This window comes from Actinospineispora acaciae DSM 45401 (genome assembly GCF_000620785.1).
Classification (GTDB): domain Bacteria; phylum Actinomycetota; class Actinomycetes; order Mycobacteriales; family Pseudonocardiaceae; genus Pseudonocardia; species Pseudonocardia acaciae.
Map to the genome: position 1 here is coordinate 23483 of NZ_JIAI01000028.1, position 17202 is coordinate 40684.

Sequence of the window (17202 nt, forward strand, 5' to 3'; positions counted from 1 at the left end):
CGATGCCATCCGTCCGCTCCCCAGCGACTGGTGGCGGGTCCAGCCATCGGCGTCGGACGATCGGGCGAGCCCCAACGCCGTGAACCCGCTCGCCCGATCGCCCTTCTCCCGACCGCCGAGGGGGTGGCGGTCGAGACCGCTGCCGGCTCGGTTGTTCTCCGTTCGCCGACGTGGACAAAGCATGCGCGCGGCGCGCGGCCGCACACAGGGTTGAAGGTCACGTCCCGCGAGCCGAAAGACCCTGCCGGTACGGAGGGGGTGTGGGCCGCGCGCTACGACGCTGACCTCGGGGGACTCAGCGCCGCCTCGCCGGTCGCCGGCTCGTGGCCGGCGACCGGGCCAGCACGGCAGTGCCGGTCAGCGCGATGCACAGCGCGAGCAGGCACGGCAGCTCCCAGCCGGGTCGGACGTCGTCGCCGAGCAGCACCACGCCCGCCGTGCCGGGCAGGACGACCTCGGTCACGCTCAGTACGGCGAGCACGGCGCCCGCGTTGCCGATCGCCAGCGCCCACAGGTAGAGCAGCGTGCCCGCCAGGCCGAGCGCGCCCAGCAGCCAGAAGCTCGGCTCCCGCGCCAGGTTGCCGAGCTCGTCCACGGACCCGAACCGGACGTTCAATGCCCTCGCCAGCACGGCGGCCGTGCCGAAGCAGCCGCCCGCGAGCAGCGTGGCAACCAGCCACAACCGGGTGCGCAGCCAGAACGCACCGAGCACCACGCCCACCGCCAGGACGGCCAGCAGCACCGGGATGACGCCGGTGGGGGGATGCGGCGCCCGCTCGGGAGCGGCGCTGGCGGCGATCACGGCCAGGCCCACCACGGTGGCCACCGCGGCGGCTACGTCGCGGGCGCGGGTGGCCGAGCCGAACGCGCGCCCGCCGGCCAACACCGTGATGGCGACCTGCTCGGCCACGATCGCCTGAACCGCGAAGATCGGCAGGAACCGCAGCGCCGTCAGCGACAGCAGCCAGCCCAGCACGTCCAGCGCCAGCCCGAGCAGGTAGGGCACGACCGCCGGTCCTCGGCGTGTGGACCAGTTCGCCGCGCCGGCCGCCTCCAACAGTGCGGCCGCGCTGTTGGCCACGGCGGCGAATGCGGCGAGCGCCATCCCCAGAAGGACCATTGCCCGCTGTCAGCGCCGGGCCGGCACGCGGTACCGGGCCACCGAACCGAGCGGCGTCCGCGTGCTGGTCGTCATCGTCGTGTCCTCATTCGGTGTCCGTGTCGCGCCCGGCGTGGTGGCCATCTGACCGGGTGGCGGCCGGCCCGATGCAGAGCGGGAAGGCCTCGGCGGGCCGGACGTTCGTCCCCGTGTCCTCGACGTGGGCGCTAAGACCGTCCGGCCGGGGTATCGCTGCCCTGTGTCGGCCGCGGGCTGCCCCGGTGGACTGGAGCCATCAGGGTGTGAGGAGCTCGCGGTGGGCAACACGGGATGGGCCGTGCGCCGGTGGACCGCCTGGTCAGATGGGTGGCGTTCGTTCGGTGAGGCCGGCTTCGCGGTTGCCGCGGCGGTGGCGCTGGTGTCGGGCGGCGCCGCGTGGCTGCTCGGGTGGCGGGGTGTCGCGGCCGGGTGCTGGGACGCTGGCACGCTCGTCGCGGTGGTGCCTGCGCTCGCGTGGGTGATCGGGGCGCTGCGTCGGGGGCGGGCCGGGGTGGACCTGATCGCGGTGGTGTCGTTGGCCGGCGCGTTGTTGGTGCACGAGTACCTGGCCGGCGGGCTGATCGCGGTCATGCTCGCCGGTGGTCACGCGCTGGAAGCCGCCGCCGAACGGCGCGCCGCGCGTGACCCTGACGGCGCTGCTGTCCCGTGCCCCTCGGACCGCGCGGCGGCGCGTTGGTGACGAGGTCACCATCGTGCCGATCGCCGAGGTCGTCGTCGGTGACCTGGTCGTCGTCGGTCCTGGCGAGGTGGTCCCGGTCGACGGGCGGGTCGAGGGCGGGGCGGCGGTGCTGGACGAGTCGGCGTTGACCGGGGAGCCGTTGCAGGTCGAACGGGCGGCCGGGGAGCCGGTGCGCAGCGGCGTGGTCAATGCCGGGTCGGCGTTCGAGCTGCGCGCGAGCGCCACCGCGGCGGACAGCACCTACGCCGGGATCGTGCGGCTGGCGCGGCAGGCCAGCGCGCAGGGCGCTCCGCTGGTGCGGCTGGCCGACCGCTACGCCGCGTGGTTTCTGCCGTTCACGCTGGTGGTCGCGGCGGGCGCCGGCGTGCTGAGCGGGTCGGCGGTGCGCGCGGTGGCGGTGCTGGTGGTCGCCACCCCGTGCCCGTTGCTGTTGGCCGCCCCGGTGGCCATCGTCTCCGGCCTGGCCAGGGCGTCGCGGCTCGGCGTGGTGGTCCGTGACGGCGCGGCGCTGGAGAACCTGGGACGGGCCACCACCCTGGTCATGGACAAGACGGGGACGTTGACGGTCGGGCATCCGGCGGTCCTCGACGTCCTCACCGCGCCGGGCTGGACGGGCACCGAGGTGCTGCGGCTGGCCGCCTCGGCGGACGTGCTGTCCCCGCGCGTGCTGGCCGAGGCGGTGGTGGCCGAGGCGCGCGCCCGAGGCTTGGACCTCACCGTGCCCACGGACGTGGTCGAAGGCCCGGGCCGGGGCGTCACCGCTGATGTCGGTGGCCGGCGAGTCGAGGTGGCAGGCTGCCCGATGAGGTGGCGGACGCCGGCTGGGCGCGCGCCGCGGTGAACCGGGCCGCCCTGGACAACGCCGCGATCGCCTGGCTGAGCGTGTCCGGTGAGCCGGCCGGCGCGGTGCTGCTGCGCGACCCGCTGCGCCGGCAGGCGCCCCGCACGCTGCGGCGGCTGCGCGCGGCCGGGCTGGGCCGGCTGGTCATGCTCACCGGTGACCGGCGCGAGCCGGCCCAGGAGATCGCCATCGGGCTCGACGAGGTGCACGCCGAGCAGGACCCGGCCGACAAGGTCGCGTCGGTGCGTGCCGAGGGCCGGCGCGCGGCCACCGTAATGGTCGGCGACGGCGTGAACGACGCGCCCGCCCTGGCCGCCGCGACCGTCGGCGTGGCCATCGGCGCGCGCAACGCGACCGCCTCCACCGAGGCCGCCGGCATCGTGCTGGCCACCGACCGGCTGGACCGGCTGGCCGACGCGATGGACATCGCCCGCTGGTCCCGGCGCATCGCCGTGCAGAGCGCCACCGTCGGCATGGGCCTGTCCCTGCTGGCCATGGGCGTCGCTGCGGTCGGCTGGCTGCGGCTGCTGCCGCACGAGCGCGCCGAGGAGACCGAGCTCTACCCGGCACCGGCCGATCCGTTGGGCGGCCCGGAGGCCACCGCCACCATGAGCCGCACGCACGCCGAGATCGAGCGGCTGACCAACCGGATCGGCGCCCACCTCGCGCTCGCCCGCGCGGCCGGCGAGGTGCCGGCCGGCCAGCTCGACGACCTGCTCGCCTGCCTGTACGGCCTGCACACCGTGCTGCGCCTGCACTTCCTGCAGGAGGAGGAGAGCTACTTCGTCCTGGCCGGTGACGAGGCGCCCGAACGATCACCGGGCGTTTGTTGACGAGGTCCCCGGCGAGGCGGTGACGAACGGCCCTGCCAGCCCCGAGGGCCGACGAGCAGCCTCGATGGTGTCAGTGATGTCGATCGTGAGGAGGCTAGTGTGGCGATGTTGGCGCGCCGAGCGCGTACTACGGATCTGAGCACCTGGTTCGACGAGTGGATGCGGTCGCTGCCGATGCGCAGGCCGTTCGGGTTGGCCTGGGATTGGCCCGGCGAGGACCTGATCCGGGTCGATGAGTACCGCGACGGTGAGACGATCGTGGTCCGGGCCGAGCTGCCGGGCATCGAGCCGGACAAGGATGTCGAGCTGACCGTGTCGGAGGGCATGCTGCGGATCGACGCCGAGCGTCGGATCGAGGAGCAGTCCAAGGACAAGGGGTACGTGCGGCACGAGCTGAGCTACGGCCGGCTCACCCGCACGCTGCCGCTGCCCGAGGGCGTCGTGGAGTCGGACATCCGCGCGAGCTACAAGGACGGCATCCTCGAGGTCCGGGTTCCAGTTCCGGCCGCCGTGGCCGGCCGCGAGCCCACCAAGATCGCTATCAACAAGGGGAAGTGACGGGTCCGGAGACCCAGGATGCGGCCGGTCGCCGGTTCTTGGCGGCCGGCCGCGTCGCGAGCGGTTCCTCGGCGGGGCCGAAAGTCCTCGCGGTTCGGGCCGTGCGCCGCTGTCCGCCCGCCGGCGCCGATGCGACGGTCGGGTGCAAGAGCGGTGATGGAGGAGACACGATGCCGTCTTCGATGGTGGGGCGACCGGTTGTGGTCGGGGTCGATGGTTCGCCGGCGGCGCTGGCCGCGGTCCGGTGGGCGGCCGAGGAGGCGCGTCGTCGCGGGCTGGCGATGCGTCTGGTCAACGCGTTCAGCTGGTCGGACGTGCTGCCCGTGGACGACGCCGTGGGGCCGGGAGGCCACCGGGAGATGATGCTGCGGCTGATCCGTGACCAGCTCGGCGCGGCCTCGGCGGTGGTCGAGCGGATCGCCCCCGAGGTACGGGTCGAGCGGGACGTGGTGGACGGCCACCCGGTGCCGGTGTTGCGCGGCGAGTCCGAGGGCACCGCGATGCTGGTGCTCGGTGGCCGCGGCCGAGGCGGCGTGCTGGGGCTGCTCGTCGGGTCGGTGGCGGCGTCGCTGGCCGCGCACGCCGCCTGCCCGGTCGTCGTCGTTCGGGGGACCGAACGGGATCGCTCGTCGGCGGAGCTCCCGGTGCTGGTGGGTGTCGACGGCTCGCCGGACAGCGAGGCGGCCGTCGCGTTCGCCTACGAGGCCGCGTCCGTGCGCGGCGTACCGCTGGTAGCCGTGCACACCTGGTCCGACCTGATGTTCGACTCCCGGGTGTCACCGCTGATCGACTGGGAGGCCCTCGAGACCGGCGAGCGGGAGCTGCTGGCCGAGCGGCTGGCCGGGTGGACCGAGAAGTACCCCGACGTCCACGTCCAGCGGCTGGTGCTGCGCGGCCTCGCGGCGCACACCCTGGTCGACCATGCCGACCGCGCGCAGCTGCTGGTGGTGGGCTCGCGTGGCCGTGGACACCTGACCAGCATGATGTTCGGCTCGGTGAGCCACGCCGTGCTGCACCGCGCGCCGTGCCCGGTCGCGGTGGTCAGGGCGGACCTCACCACGGCGGCATGAGCGTCTCCGCCCAGGCCGGGCGCCGTGGCGAGGGTTCGAGACGGCCGATGCGCGCCTGGGTTGCCGAGCGACCCGGGCCATCGGTGACGGGCCGCTGCGGCGCGCTGACCTGCCCGAACCGCAGCCCGCGCCCGGTGAGGTCCGGGTCCGCGTCGCCGCGTGCGGGGTGTGCCGCACCGCCCTGCACCTCGCCGAGGGCGACCTGGCCCCGCGCCGACCGCGCACCGTGTCAGGCCACGAGATCGTCGGCCTGGTCGACGCCCGAGGCCCCGGCGCGGAGCGCTTCGAGATCGGCGACCGGGTCGGCATCGCCTGGCTGCGGGGCACCTGCGGCCGGTGCGCCTGGTGCCGGACCGGCGCGGAGAACCTCTGCCCGATGGCGCGCTTCACCGAATGGGACGCCGACGGCGGGTACGCCGAGTCGGCCACCGTCCCGGAGGCGTTCGCCTACCGGCTGGCCGACGCCGAGGCGACACCGCCCGAGCCACTGGACTCCGCGATCCTGTTCGCCGCGGCCGGTGAGCTTGTCGCGGTGGCACTGCGCGCTGCGGCCCGGCGGCACCCTCGCGGTGGCCGGCATCCACCTCTCCGACGTGCCCGGCGGCCGTACCCGTTGCGGGACGTGCGACCCTCGCCAGACGTCTGTCAATGCCGCAGCCTGACCCGCATGACGGCGATGACATCGGAGGCCAGGCGGCTGTTCAGGATGGGCCTCATCCTGCTGCTCGTGCTGGTGTTCCTGCTGTGCCTGCGAGAGCTGTTCCTGAACCTGTAGCCGGTGAGGATCGCGGTCGCCGACCGGACGGTCCTCACGCCGGTCCGAATGCCCGCGCTGGCAGGCCGTTCCCCCCTAGGGGCGAACGGCCTGCCAGACCACCGTGGAAGCAAGGGGAAGGAGAGGATGAGAGATGAGTGCCGGCAAGACGATCGTGGTCGGGGTGGACGACACCGAGCAGGCCAGGGCCGCCCTGGAGTACGCGCTCGACTCGGCCGCCCACCAGGGTGCCAAGGTCCGCGCGGTGAGGGTCTTCGGGCCGACGGCGCACCGGCCGGGTCCGCACGGCCGGCGGTGGGTTGAGCGGGTCACCTGCCTGATCGAGGAGCAGGTCCGGGGCATGGTCGACGACATCGTGGCCAACCGCCCCGTCCTGGGCCTGGTACCGGTGGATGTGCAGGCCCTGCTGGGGCAGCCGGCGACCGTGCTGGTCGAGCAGGCCGCCAGGGCGGACCTTCTCGTCGTCGGGCACCGAGCGCGCGGCGCGTTCGCCAGCACGCTGCTCGGCTCGGTCGGCCTGCACTGCATGCTCCACGCTCCGTGCACGGTCACCGTGGTGCGCACCGCGCCGGCACCGGTCCGCGAACCCGAGCGCGCCCCCGTCGTCCCGGCCCCGATCGGACCCGCCCTGGCGTAGCCCAGGCGGAACACGTTCAGACTCGAGAAGGAGCCTTGCCATGATGTGGTGGTACGGAAACGGGATGGGCCCGTGGGGGTTCATCCTGACGACCGCGAGCACCGTCCTGTTCTGAGGATTGATCATCTTCGGGGTCGTCCTGCTGGTTCGGTACTTCGCCCGCTCCGACCGGCCCTCGACCGGTGGCCGGGCGAGCACCCCGGAGCAGCTGCTCGCCGGGCGGGTTCGCCGCTGGTGAGATCGACGAGGACGAGTACCGGCAGCGCCTCGAGGTGCTGCGCGGGCAGCGCCGCGCGCAACCCAAGCCGTAGCCGCCCACTCCATTCGACCCAGCGCGCCGGGCACAGTCCGGCGCGCTGGTTCGGCAGTGGTGCTAGGGAGCCGGTGGCAGGGTGTGGGTGATGAGCTCGACCAGGTCGAGCGTGCGCTGGGCGTAGCCCCACTCGTTGTCGTACCAGCCGAACACCTTGACCAGGTCGCCGGTGACCTGGGTAAGGCCGAGGTCGAACAGGCAGGAGGCGTTCTCGCCGATCACGTCGCGGGACACCACTGGGTCGCTGGTGCAGCGCAGGATCCCTTTCAGCGGTCCGTCCTCGGCCGAGGTGAAGGCTCGGTTGACCTGTCCGACGGAGGCGGGCTCGGCCAGCCGGGCGGTGAGGTCCACCAGGGAGCCGTCGACCACCGGGACCCGCAGCGCGACCCCGTCGAGGCGCCCGGCGAGCTCGGGCAGTACCCGGCCGACGGCGCGGGCGGCGCCGGTGCTGGTGGGGATGATGTTGATCGCGGCCGCCCTGGCCCGGCGCGGGTCCTTGTGCGGCCCGTCGAGCAGGTTCTGGTCCGGGGTGTAGCCGTGCACGGTGGTCAGCAGCGCCTCGACGATGCCGAAGCCCTGGTGCAGGACCTGCGCCATCGGGGCGGCGCAGTTGGTGGTGCAGGACGCGTTGGAGATCACGTGGTGGGTGGCCGCGTCGTACCGGTCGTCGTTGACGCCCATCACCACCGTCAGGTCGACGTCGGTGGCGGGCGCGGTGATGACCACCTTCTGGGCGCCGGCGGCCAGGTGTGCCCCGGCCCGCTCGCCGGTGCGGAACCGGCCGGTCGCCTCGATCACGACATCGACGTCCAGCCTCGCCCAGCCGAGCAGCGCCGGATCGGGCTCGTGCTGGATCCGGATGGAGTGCTCGTCGATGGCGAGGTAGTCGCCGGCGACCTCGACCTGGTGGGGCCAGGGGCCGTAGGTGGAGTCGTAGCGCAGCAGGTGCGCCAGGGTGCCGACCGGCGCGACGTCGTTGACCGCGACGACGTCGAATGCCTTCTCGCCGCGTTCGACGATGGCGCGCAGCACGCCCCTGCCGATCCGGCCGAGCCCGTTGATGCCCACTCTCGCTCGCATGATGACTCCCTCCGGCGTTGTGCCTGGTTGTGCCTCATGCTGGTTGCGCCGCGCGCTCGCGCCTACGGTCAACCGCCCTCGACTCCGGTGCCGAAGTGCCCGCGCCCAGGACTCGCCAGGCCCGTTCTCGGGGCAAAGTGCCAGTACAGATACCCCCTGGGGAATAGAGCGCTACCGTGCTAACGTCGGTTCATGGCATACCCCCCTAGGTATTTGGAGGATGTCGTGGCCGGATCGAGGACGGCTGGTTTCACGGTGCTGCCGATCGACACGCCGGGGCTGGGTGATCGCAGCTATCTGGTGCACGACGGCCGGGTGGCGCTGGTGGTCGACCCGCAGCGGGACATCGACCGGGTGCTGGAGCTGGCTCGCGCGGAGGGGGTGCGTATCACCCACGTCGCGGAGACGCACATCCACAACGACTACGTCACCGGCGGACTCGCGCTGGCGGCGGCGACCGGGGCGAGCTATCTGGTCAACGCCGATGACCAGGTGGCGTTCCCTCGGACCGGGGTGCGCGACGGCGACGTCGTGCGGGTCGGGGCGATGAACGTGCGGGTGCTGCACACGCCCGGACATACGCACACGCACCTGTCCTACGCGGTGGCGCACGGCGGGCGGACGGTGGCGGTGTTCACCGGCGGTTCGCTGCTGTACGGCTCCACCGGCCGGCCCGACCTGCTCGGCCCGGACCACACCGCCGCGCTGGTGCGGGCGCAGTGGCACTCCGCGCACCGGCTCGCCGACGAGCTGCCCGACACGACAGCGGTCTATCCCACCCACGGGTTCGGCAGCTTCTGCTCCGCGACCCAGAGCGCAGGCCTGGCCAGCACGATCGGCCAGGAGAAGGGGCACAACCCCGCGCTGACCAGGGACGAGGCGGCCTATGTCGCCGAGCTGCTGGCCGGGCTGGACGCCTACCCCGCCTACTACGCGCACATGGCGCCGGCCAACAGCGCCGGCCCTCGCGCGCCGGAGCTGTCGTTGCCGGCCGTCGCGGACCCGGCCGAGCTGCGGGCCCGGATCGAGCGCGGCGAGTGGGTGGTGGACCTGCGCGCCGGCACCGCGTTCGCCGCCGGACACGTGGCCGGCAGCCTCAGCTTCCCGCTGGACGGCCCGTTCGTCACCTACCTCGGGTGGCTGCTGCCCTGGGGCACCCCGGTCACGCTGCTGGGGGAGGCGACCGAGCAGGTCGCCGCCGCGCAGCGCGAACTGGTGCGCATCGGCATCGACCGGCCGGCGGCCATGGGCAGCGGTGGTCCCGAGCGATGGGCCGGACCCGGGACCGAGCTCGCCGGCTCCCGGCGTGCGAGCTTTGCCGAACTGGCCGCCGCGCTGGCCTCGGACAACCCGCCGGCGGTGCTCGACGTCCGCCGCGCGCTCGAGCGCCGGGCCGAGTACCTGCCCGGCTCGACGCACATCCCCATCCACGAGGTGCTCGACCGGCTCGCCGAGGTCCCGGCCGGCCCGGTCTGGGTGCACTGCGCCGGCGGCTACCGCGCCGGTGTCGTCGCCGCGCTGCTGGCCGCACGGGGCCATGACGTGGTCGCCGTCGACGACGCCATCGACCGCGCCCGCGAACTCGGCCTGACCGTCACACCGAGCCGGAAGGAGAGCGTGGCGTGACCCGTCAGCCGCCCATCCTGGACACCGAGGACCTGCGCGCCCGGCTCGCCTCGGCCAGTCCGCCCACGCTGCTCGACGTGCGCACCCCCTCGGAGTTCGCCGCCGTGCACATCCCCGGTTCCTACAACGTGCCGCTGGCCACCCTGCGCGAACATCGCGACGAGCTGACCCGCACGCTCGATGCGCAGGTGGTACTCATCTGCCAGACCGGGCCGCGCGCCGAGCAGGCCGAGAAGGCGCTGGCCGATGCCGGCCTGCCCGGGGTGCACGTGCTGGCCGGCGGGATCCGCGCCTGGCAGGCCGCCGGCGCCCCGACCAACCGCGGCCGCAACCGCTGGGACCTGGAACGACAGGTCCGCTTCACCGCCGGCGCCCTGGTGCTGGCCGGCCTGCTGGGAAACCTTGTCGTGCCCGGCCTGGAGTGGTTGTCCGCCGGCGTCGGGGCCGGCTTGGTGCTCGCCGCGGTCACCAACACCTGCGCCATGGGCAACCTGCTGTCCCGCCTGCCCTGGAACCGGACCGGCGAGTCGTGCCCGACCCTGGCGATCACCCAGCTGGCCAAGGACCGGTAGCCCGGCGCGCGGGACGGCCTAGACTCGACATCGGGTGCTCAGTACGCCCCGGGGTATCGACAAGGTTAGGTGCGGCATGCAGCTCGAACCCGATGTCATCGGCGGGGTCCTCAACCGCCTGCGCCGCGCCGAAGGACAACTCGGCGGCGTGATCAAGATGATGCAGGACGGACGCGACTGCGAGGAGGTCATCACCCAGCTCGCCGCCGTGTCCCGCGCGCTCGACAAGGCCGGGTTTGCCATCATCGCCTCCGGACTGCAGCAATGCATCGCCAACGGCGAACAGAGCCAGATCGACAGGGCCAAGCTGGAGAAGCTGTTCCTCTCACTCGCCTAGCCGGCGTCCTTCACTGGTGGCGGAGTGCGTCGAGGGGGCGCAGCCGGGCGGCGCGGTAGGCCGGGTAGCCGCCGGCGAGGATGCCGACCAGCACGCTGGCCGTGAACGCGATCAGCGACCAGGTGGGGGAGACGGCGGGCGCTGGGAGGTCCGGCAGCGCGTGTGGGATGAGTATGGCGGCGACTTCGGTCACGACAAGGCCGAGCACTATGCCTGCCAGGCCTCCGGTGGCGGTGAGCAGGACCGACTCGGTCAGGAACTGCCGCAGGATGGCATGTCGGGTGGCGCCGACGGCCTTGCGGATACCGATCTCCCTGATCCGCTCGGCGAGGGAGACCAGCATGATGTTGGCTATCCCGATCGCGCCGACGAGCAGTGAGATCGCCCCGATCGTCGCGATCGTGGCCCTGAGCCCGGTGAGGAACTTGATGTCCTGCTCGATCTCCCACTGGAAGTTGAGTACCTCGAAGTCACGCCGGGACGGGTTGGTGATGCGGTGTTGGCGGTCCAGGACGGCGGTCACCTCGTCGCTGAGTCGGCCGACCGTGCTGAGGTCGCCGGTTTCGACGATGATCTGGTCGACGGAGTTGTCCTTGCCGAACAGGTAGCCGCGGGCGGTCTGCCTGGGCAGGATCACGACGTTGTCCTGTAGGCCGTTCGAGGTGATGGCGCCGACCACGGTGAACGTGCTGCCGGCCAGCCGAACCTGCTGGCCGATGGCGGCGCTCGGGTCGGCGCCGAACAGTTCCTCGACCGGCGTGGGGCCGAGCACGACCTCTCGTACGGCGGGGTGTTCCTCGGCGGGGGCGAGGAACCGGCCGGCCGCCAGGTGCCGGTTGGCGACGGTGAGGTAGTCGACGGGGGCGCCGATCGCGGTCACCTGTCGTTGCCTGGTGCCCGCGTCCAGCACGGCGCTACCGCTGACCAGCGTTGTCACCGACAGGGTGTGGGGGACCCTGGTCCGGTCGCGCAGCGCTCGCGCGTCCTGCTCGGTGAGGTCGTGGATCTGCGCGGCCCCGGCCAGCTGTCCGGTTGTCTTGGTCACCATGACCTGCCTGACCAGCGGCCCGACCAGCTCGAAGTAGTAGGCCTCCAGCGTTCTGCCCAGTGCCGTGCCCAGGATGACCGCGGCGACCCCGATCACGACCCCCAGCGTGGTCAGGCCCGAGCGCATCTTGTTGGTTCGCAACGCCCGCAGGGCGGCGCGAAACGACTCCCACAGATTCATCGGCCGCCCCCGCCCCTCGGTTCCGGTACGCCGGCCCCATGGTCACCGTCGGGGCGCACGGAGTCGGCCGGCCTTCGGCTCCACTTCCCAGGACCTTGTGCCCGAAGGGTCACTCGTAGCGCAGCGCGTCCACGATGTGCATGTTCGCGGCGCGCATGGCCGGGTAGAGCCCGGCCATGATGCCGATCGTGACGCTGATCCCGAAGGACAGCGCGATCGAGCCGGGCGAGACGACCGGGGCGGGGAAGGTGTCCGTGGCGCGGGGGATCACGATCGCCGCCACCTGGCAGGTCAACACTCCGAACAGGACACCGGCGACACCGCCCGCGTTGGCCAGCGTGCTGGACTCGATCAGGAACTGCCGGACGACCGCGGTGGCGGAGGCGCCGACGGCCTTGCGCAGGCCGATCTCGCGGGTGCGTTCGGTGACCGAGACCAGCATGATGTTGGCGACGCCTATTCCGCCCACCAGCAGCGAGATCGCCGCGATGATTGCGATGAAGCCCTGTAGGGCGTCGAGGAACTGTTGGCGCTGCTCAATCAGACGCTGGAGGGAGAGCAGCTCGAAGTCCCGGCGCGAGGGGTCGGCGACGTGGTGCCGGGCGTCGAGAACCGACGTGATCTGCTCGGTGGCGGCCGGGACGGTGGCCGCGCTGGTGGCCTTGACGATGATCTGGTTGACGGTGGTGTTGTTGCCGAACAGGTAGGTGCGCGCGGTCTGGATCGGCATGAGGGCGATGTTGTCCTGCTGGCCGTTCATCGCGAGCACCCCGACGACCTGGAAGGCGGTGCGGTCGAGCCGGACCTGTTGGCCGATCGCCGCGGACGGGTCGTTGGCGAACAGCTCCCGAACCGGGGTCGGGCCGAGCACGATCTCTCGTGACGTGACTCCGGCGCGCGCCCGGTCCCGGTCGAGGTGCCGGCCGGCGGCGAGCTTGCGGTCGGTCACGGTCAGGTAGTCGTCGGTGGAGCCGAGGACGGTGATCCGGCGCTCCCCGTCTCCGGCGCGCAGGATCACGCCGCCGGACACCACGGGTGTCACCGAGGCGATGTCCGGTGCCCTTGCCGGGTCGCGCAGGGCGGCCACGTCCGCGTTGCTGAGGTCCTTGACCTGGACCGCGCCGGTGGTGTGCCCCTCCAGGGAGGTCACGGTGATCTGGGTCATCAGCGGCCCGACCAGCTCGTCGAACCAGGCCTTCACCCCGTTGCCCAGCGCCACACCGATGATCACCGCCGCGATGCCGATCACGATGCCGATCGTGGTGAGCGCGGAACGCATCTTGTTGACCCGCAGCGCGCGCAGCGCCGCTCGAAACGCGTCCGAGAGGTCCATGGCAGTCCTCGTGTCGACTCCTGTTGTTGAGCCGAGGATGGCGAGGAGAGCGGCTTCGGGCAGGAGGCGAAAGACTCATGAAAGGCCTGGTTCGGGCGCCGCGACCGGCCACGAGCGAGCCGTGCGTCCCCGCGAGCGGTGGCTTCGGACTCCTGGCGGGTGGCCGGTCCGGGTCGTCGGCATCATCACCCGCCGCAACCTCCTCGACGTCGAGCGGCGCCGCGCCCGGGCGTCGCGGCACGCGCCCCAACTGAGACGTCCTTCTGGGACTTCGCGCGGCACTAGGTCCCGAGCGGGGCGAACCGGGACAGGGTTTTGACCAGCAGTTGGCGCCCCACCGGCCGGCGGCGCGTCGGGGTGGCGCAGGCCCACGGGGTGTCGGGGTCGGCGTACAGCGCGGCGACGAAGTGCGCCACCGCGCTGGGCGTCGGCAGCGAGCGTTGGCTGGACAGGTAGCGGGTCACGGCGTCAAGCTGCGTGTGGTCGCGGTGGCTGAGGCTGGCCGACCAGCCCGAGGAGGGTTCCCAGCGCAGCCGGGTGGGCGTCCACGGCGCGGCGCCGCGCATCGGTGGATCCAGGGTGAGCGTCCCGGCGGGGGTGTCGCTCTCCTCGGTGTTCAGGGCGCGCACCCGGATGCCTCGCCGGGCCAGGTCCACCGCCACCGCGGACAGGTAGCCGACGACCAGGCTGCGCTCGGTCGGAGTCGCTCGGCGCCGGGGCCGTGTCGTGTCCTGGGGCATGAGGACCCATCTCCTTGCGGTGCGCTCGGCCGGCTGGGCCGCCGGTGGGCATGCCTCGCCCGAGATGACCAGTCGGATCATGCGGGTGTCGGCGCGTGCGAGGAATGGCCGAAAGACCCGCGCCGGCGGGCTGATGGGTGCCGGGCAGCTCGGTCGTGTGCCGGGACCAACGGGAACAACGCCCCTGTCTCGCGCCCGGGGAGGCCGAGCAGCATCGAACCCGACGAGATCCCGATAGGAGCCTGCCATGCTCAGCGAACGAGAACGGCGCACGTTGCGCGAGATCGAGCAGCAGCTCGCCGAGGAGGACCAGCGATTCGCCGTGGCGATGAGCCGTCCGCTGACCAGCCGAGCGTCCCGATGGCTTCGGCGCGGACACGACGTGACCACCGTGCTGGCCGTCCTGCTCGCCCTGACCTGCCTGACGGTGACACCCAGAACGACCGCCGCCGCCGGTGTTCTCGCCGCGCTGCTCGCGATCACCGCATTTTACCTGCGCAGACGGCGTTTCCCCGGCCTACCCACCGCTGAACGGCGTTGGTCCGGCCGAGGTTAGGCACGGACCGGTGCCCGCCGTTCGGGCCGGCCAGTTACGACGGTCGTCGTCGCGTGTGGCGTCCTCCCAGGCCCGCGCGCCGAGGGCCAGCGAGTCGGTGGGGGTTCGGGTCGTGTCGATGACGACCGCGTCCGGCCACGGGTCGGCGTCGCGTTCCATCGCCGAGGCCACCGCGAGGGTGGCGTCCGAGGGGCCGCGGCGGCGGTGCAGGATGCGGCGGGCGGCGACCGCGTGCGGCGCGTCGCAGCGCAGCTCGATGAGTTCGGCGTGGGTGCGTTCGGCCAGGTCCGTGGCCAGGGCACGGTGCCGGGCGCTGGTCCACGATGCGTCCAGCACGACATGCTCGCCGAACCTCAGGGCCTGCTCGGCGTGGTGCACCAACTCGGCGTAGGTGCCGTCGGTGTTCGCCGTGGCGTAGAGGCCGTGGCGGTAGGTCGCACGCGCAGGGTGGTTGGGGTCGAGGCCGGCCTGTTCCTTGCGCAGCCGGTCGCTGGAGATGAGCACCGCGCCCATCCGGTCGGCGAGCGCGCCGGCCAGGGTGGACTTGCCGGTGCCGGGCAGCCCGCCGACGAGCGCCAGCCGGACCGCGCCCCGGTGCAGGTGGCGGGCGCTGAGGTCGGCGTGCCGGCCGACCAGGGCCTGGGCTTCGGCGTTGCCCTGCTCGGCCTTGAGACAGTTGACCAGGGTGCGCACGCAGGCGCGGTAGGCCACGTAGTGGTGGCGCAGCGAGGCCGGTGCGGGGTCGCCCGCGAACTCGGCGTAGTCGTCGAGGAACCGGGCGCCCAGGTCCGCGCGGCCGAGGCGTTCGAGGTCCATGGCCAGGAAGGCGGCGTCGTCTAGGCCGTCGACGTGGCGCAGGCCGTCGTCGAACTCCAGGCAGTCCAGTGCCCTGGGCCCGTCGGGGAGGCAGAAGATGTCGTCGGCGAGCAGGTCGCCGTGGCCGTCCACGGCCCGCCCGGCGGCGCACCGGGCCGCGAACAACGGCTCGCGCCCGGCGGTGAACCGGGGCGCCAGCCGGGCCAGGTCGTCGTACACGGCCTCGTCCAGCGGGCGGCCCCGGAACCGTTCCAGGCGCTCCAGTGTGGCCAGCCACCGGCCCCGCGTTGCGCTGGCCGTGGCGGCCGCCGAGATGGCCGGCCCGCGCTCGGCCCGCGCGTGGAAGGCGGCGAGCCGCCTGGCCAGCGCACGCAGCGCGTCCGAGACCGGCTCGCCGGCGCTCACCAGGGTGGACAGCCGCCGCCGGGCCGGCATCCGGCGCATCACCACCAGGTGGTCGGCCGGGCCGCCGGTCACCGGGTCGCTAATGTCGGACACCCCGAGGTAGACGTCCGGCGCGAGCCGTCGGTTGAGCTCGACCTCCCGGCGGCAGGCGGCCAGCCGGGCGGACCGGGTGGTGAAGTCCAGGAAGCCGGTGCGGACCGGCTTCTTCAGCTTGTACGCCCGGTCACCGACCAGGAACACCACGCCGATGTGCGTCTCGTGGCAGGCCGCGAACGGCGACCTCTCGGTCGTCTCGGTCGTCGGGTCCGTCTGGTTCGCAGCGCCCATGGGCCGGCTCCGATCCGATATCCGATGGCGGGTTCGACGTCGAGTGCACCGGTATCCGGCGGCGGAGCCCAGATGCCGCTGGTCCCGGACCGCCCGGGCGAAGGTCCCGGTGTCGGGTCCGGAAACGGAGCCGATGGGAGTCGCCGGGATGAGGGGTCGAAGGACCCACGTCACTGGGACGTCCGCCGCTGCCGCCGAGCCAGCGGTGTCGGCAGCCTGGTCGGTAAGGACACCGGGAGGCGTGATGGCGTATCAGACTGGCCGAACCATCGTGGTCGGCGTCGACGGGTCGGACTCCGCCCTGGCAGCCGTGCGGTGGGCGGCAACGGAGGCGGCCCGCTGGCGGGTGCCGCTGTGGTTGGTCAACGCCTGCCCGTGGCCCGAGCACCACTTCGGTCAGGTGACGCTCGGGTTGGACGCCCGCACCGTGTTCGTGCGGCTGGCCCGCGAGCAGCTCGAGACCGCCGCCTCGGTGGCCACCGAGGCCGCCCCCGGTATCGAGGTGGCCAAGCAGGTGATCGTCAGTTATCCGATACCGGTGCTGGTCGCGGAGTCGAAGCGTGCCCGTTTGGTGGTGATCGGAGATCGCGGCCTGGGCGGTGTGACCGGGCTGCTGGTCGGGTCGGTGGCGGTCGGGGTGGCGGCTCGGGGCGCGTGCCCGGTGGTGGTGGTGCGGGGTGAGCCGCCGGTGGCGCTGGACTCGCCGCTGCCGGTGGTGGTGGGGGTCGACGGCACCGAGCGCAGCGAGGCGGCGTTGGCATTCGCCTTCGAGGCCGCCTCGGCGCGGGCGGTGCCGTTGGTGGCCGTTCACACCTGGGGCCAGGAGCGCATCGACCCGATCTTCGGCGCGCTGCTGGACTGGGACGCGATCGAGGACTGGCAACGGCAGGTACTGGCCGAGCGCCTCGCCGGCTGGGCGGAGAAGTACCCGGACGTGACGGTGCGACGGGTGGTCAGCCGGGACGCTCCCGCGCATCGCCTGCTGGCCGAGGCCGAGCACGCCCAGCTGGTGGTGGTCGGCTCGCATGGGCGGGGCGGTCTCGCCGGGTTGGTCTTGGGCTCGGTCAGCCACTCGCTGCTGCACCACGCACCGTGCCCGGTCGCCGTGGTCCGGCCGGACGGCGACCAGGTCTGACGCCGCGTGTCGTGGTGAGCGCAGGTCCCTGTTTTCCCGTTCCGGGCCGCTGTCCCTGCCGAGTCGGGACAATGAGTGCGGCCGGTGAGGTGGCACCCACCGGGAAGATCAGTCGAGCGTCGTGATTTTGTTGGGCGGGGAGGAGATTGGGACAGCTCCTTCGGGCATCGCCATTTCTGGCC

General features: G+C 72.8%; 19 protein-coding genes. 13 read left to right on the forward strand and 6 right to left on the reverse strand.

Annotated elements, in window-relative coordinates; translation table 11 throughout:
• Nucleotides 1-295 precede the first annotated feature (295 nt).
• The gene (locus tag N912_RS0145730) at nt 296-1105 is read right to left on the reverse strand and encodes a hypothetical protein (RefSeq protein ID WP_028927701.1); all 810 of its coding nucleotides are present in this window, start codon (nt 1103-1105) and stop codon (nt 296-298) included.
• A gap of 310 nt (nt 1106-1415) precedes the next feature.
• Here N912_RS0145730 and N912_RS66875 point away from each other — a divergent pair, with 310 nt between their 5' ends.
• From N912_RS66875 to N912_RS66680, 8 genes are all read left to right on the forward strand, one after another.
• On the forward strand, nt 1416-1838 hold the full coding sequence (locus N912_RS66875) for a hypothetical protein (protein ID WP_342670908.1): 423 nt from the start codon (nt 1416-1418) through the stop codon (nt 1836-1838).
• Complete coding sequence (locus tag N912_RS66880; protein WP_342670909.1) at nt 1780-2679, forward strand: HAD-IC family P-type ATPase; 900 nt, start codon at nt 1780-1782, stop codon at nt 2677-2679. The genes N912_RS66875 and N912_RS66880 overlap by 59 nt, the downstream gene beginning before the upstream one ends.
• The gene (locus N912_RS66885) at nt 2646-3512 is read left to right on the forward strand and encodes an HAD-IC family P-type ATPase (RefSeq protein ID WP_342670910.1); all 867 of its coding nucleotides are present in this window, start codon (nt 2646-2648) and stop codon (nt 3510-3512) included. The genes N912_RS66880 and N912_RS66885 overlap by 34 nt, the downstream gene beginning before the upstream one ends.
• Nucleotides 3513-3617: 105 nt before the next feature.
• Nucleotides 3618-4070, forward strand: a complete 453-nt coding sequence (locus N912_RS58925) for an Hsp20/alpha crystallin family protein (protein WP_245645939.1) — start codon at nt 3618-3620, stop codon at nt 4068-4070.
• Nucleotides 4071-4240: 170 nt separating this feature from the next.
• A complete protein-coding gene (locus N912_RS0145745; RefSeq protein WP_028927702.1) occupies nt 4241-5140 on the forward strand; it encodes a universal stress protein in 900 nt (299 codons plus the stop codon).
• Nucleotides 5141-5306: 166 nt separating this feature from the next.
• A complete protein-coding gene (locus N912_RS61355; protein WP_051581728.1) occupies nt 5307-5915 on the forward strand; it encodes an alcohol dehydrogenase catalytic domain-containing protein in 609 nt (202 codons plus the stop codon).
• Between the two features lie 133 nt (nt 5916-6048).
• Complete coding sequence (locus N912_RS58935) at nt 6049-6552, forward strand: universal stress protein (protein WP_051581729.1); 504 nt, start codon at nt 6049-6051, stop codon at nt 6550-6552.
• A gap of 182 nt (nt 6553-6734) precedes the next feature.
• Complete coding sequence (locus N912_RS66680) at nt 6735-6863, forward strand: SHOCT domain-containing protein (protein WP_281176405.1); 129 nt, start codon at nt 6735-6737, stop codon at nt 6861-6863.
• A 62-nt stretch (nt 6864-6925) separates the two neighbouring features.
• Here the strand turns inward: N912_RS66680 and gap are convergent, their stop codons facing one another.
• A complete protein-coding gene (gene gap / locus N912_RS0145770) occupies nt 6926-7945 on the reverse strand; it encodes a type I glyceraldehyde-3-phosphate dehydrogenase (protein WP_028927703.1) in 1020 nt (339 codons plus the stop codon).
• A gap of 192 nt (nt 7946-8137) precedes the next feature.
• Here gap and N912_RS58940 point away from each other — a divergent pair, with 192 nt between their 5' ends.
• From N912_RS58940 to N912_RS0145785, 3 genes are all read left to right on the forward strand, one after another.
• On the forward strand, nt 8138-9571 hold the full coding sequence (locus N912_RS58940) for an MBL fold metallo-hydrolase (protein WP_084211982.1): 1434 nt from the start codon (nt 8138-8140) through the stop codon (nt 9569-9571).
• Entirely contained in the window at nt 9568-10143 is a 576-nt protein-coding gene (locus N912_RS58945; RefSeq protein ID WP_037070111.1) for a rhodanese-like domain-containing protein, read from the forward strand. The genes N912_RS58940 and N912_RS58945 overlap by 4 nt, the downstream gene beginning before the upstream one ends.
• A 76-nt stretch (nt 10144-10219) precedes the next feature.
• Nucleotides 10220-10480, forward strand: a complete 261-nt coding sequence (locus N912_RS0145785; protein WP_028927704.1) for a metal-sensitive transcriptional regulator — start codon at nt 10220-10222, stop codon at nt 10478-10480.
• Between the two features lie 10 nt (nt 10481-10490).
• On the opposite strand, the gene N912_RS0145790 is transcribed toward N912_RS0145785, so the two are convergent.
• The 3 genes from N912_RS0145790 to N912_RS0145800 all read right to left on the reverse strand — a co-directional run bounded on the left by N912_RS0145790 (nt 10491) and on the right by N912_RS0145800 (nt 13781).
• Entirely contained in the window at nt 10491-11708 is a 1218-nt protein-coding gene (locus N912_RS0145790) for an ABC transporter permease (RefSeq protein WP_028927705.1), read from the reverse strand.
• 109 nt (nt 11709-11817) lie between these two features.
• Entirely contained in the window at nt 11818-13041 is a 1224-nt protein-coding gene (locus tag N912_RS0145795) for an ABC transporter permease (RefSeq protein ID WP_028927706.1), read from the reverse strand.
• A gap of 281 nt (nt 13042-13322) precedes the next feature.
• Entirely contained in the window at nt 13323-13781 is a 459-nt protein-coding gene (locus tag N912_RS0145800; RefSeq protein WP_028927707.1) for a DUF6292 family protein, read from the reverse strand.
• 247 nt (nt 13782-14028) lie between these two features.
• Between N912_RS0145800 and N912_RS63005 the strand changes: the two genes are divergently transcribed.
• The gene (locus N912_RS63005; RefSeq protein ID WP_028927708.1) at nt 14029-14337 is read left to right on the forward strand and encodes a DUF3040 domain-containing protein; all 309 of its coding nucleotides are present in this window, start codon (nt 14029-14031) and stop codon (nt 14335-14337) included.
• On the opposite strand, the gene N912_RS58950 is transcribed toward N912_RS63005, so the two are convergent.
• Nucleotides 14299-15885, reverse strand: a complete 1587-nt coding sequence (locus N912_RS58950) for a bifunctional aminoglycoside phosphotransferase/ATP-binding protein (RefSeq protein WP_064745587.1) — start codon at nt 15883-15885, stop codon at nt 14299-14301. The genes N912_RS63005 and N912_RS58950 overlap by 39 nt on opposite strands.
• Before the next feature lie 244 nt (nt 15886-16129).
• Here N912_RS58950 and N912_RS0145815 point away from each other — a divergent pair, with 244 nt between their 5' ends.
• Nucleotides 16130-17020 carry a universal stress protein gene (locus N912_RS0145815; RefSeq protein ID WP_028927709.1) on the forward strand — a complete coding sequence of 297 codons (891 nt, stop codon included), beginning with the start codon at nt 16130-16132 and terminating at the stop codon, nt 17018-17020.
• The last annotated feature ends 182 nt before the right edge of the window (nt 17021-17202 follow it).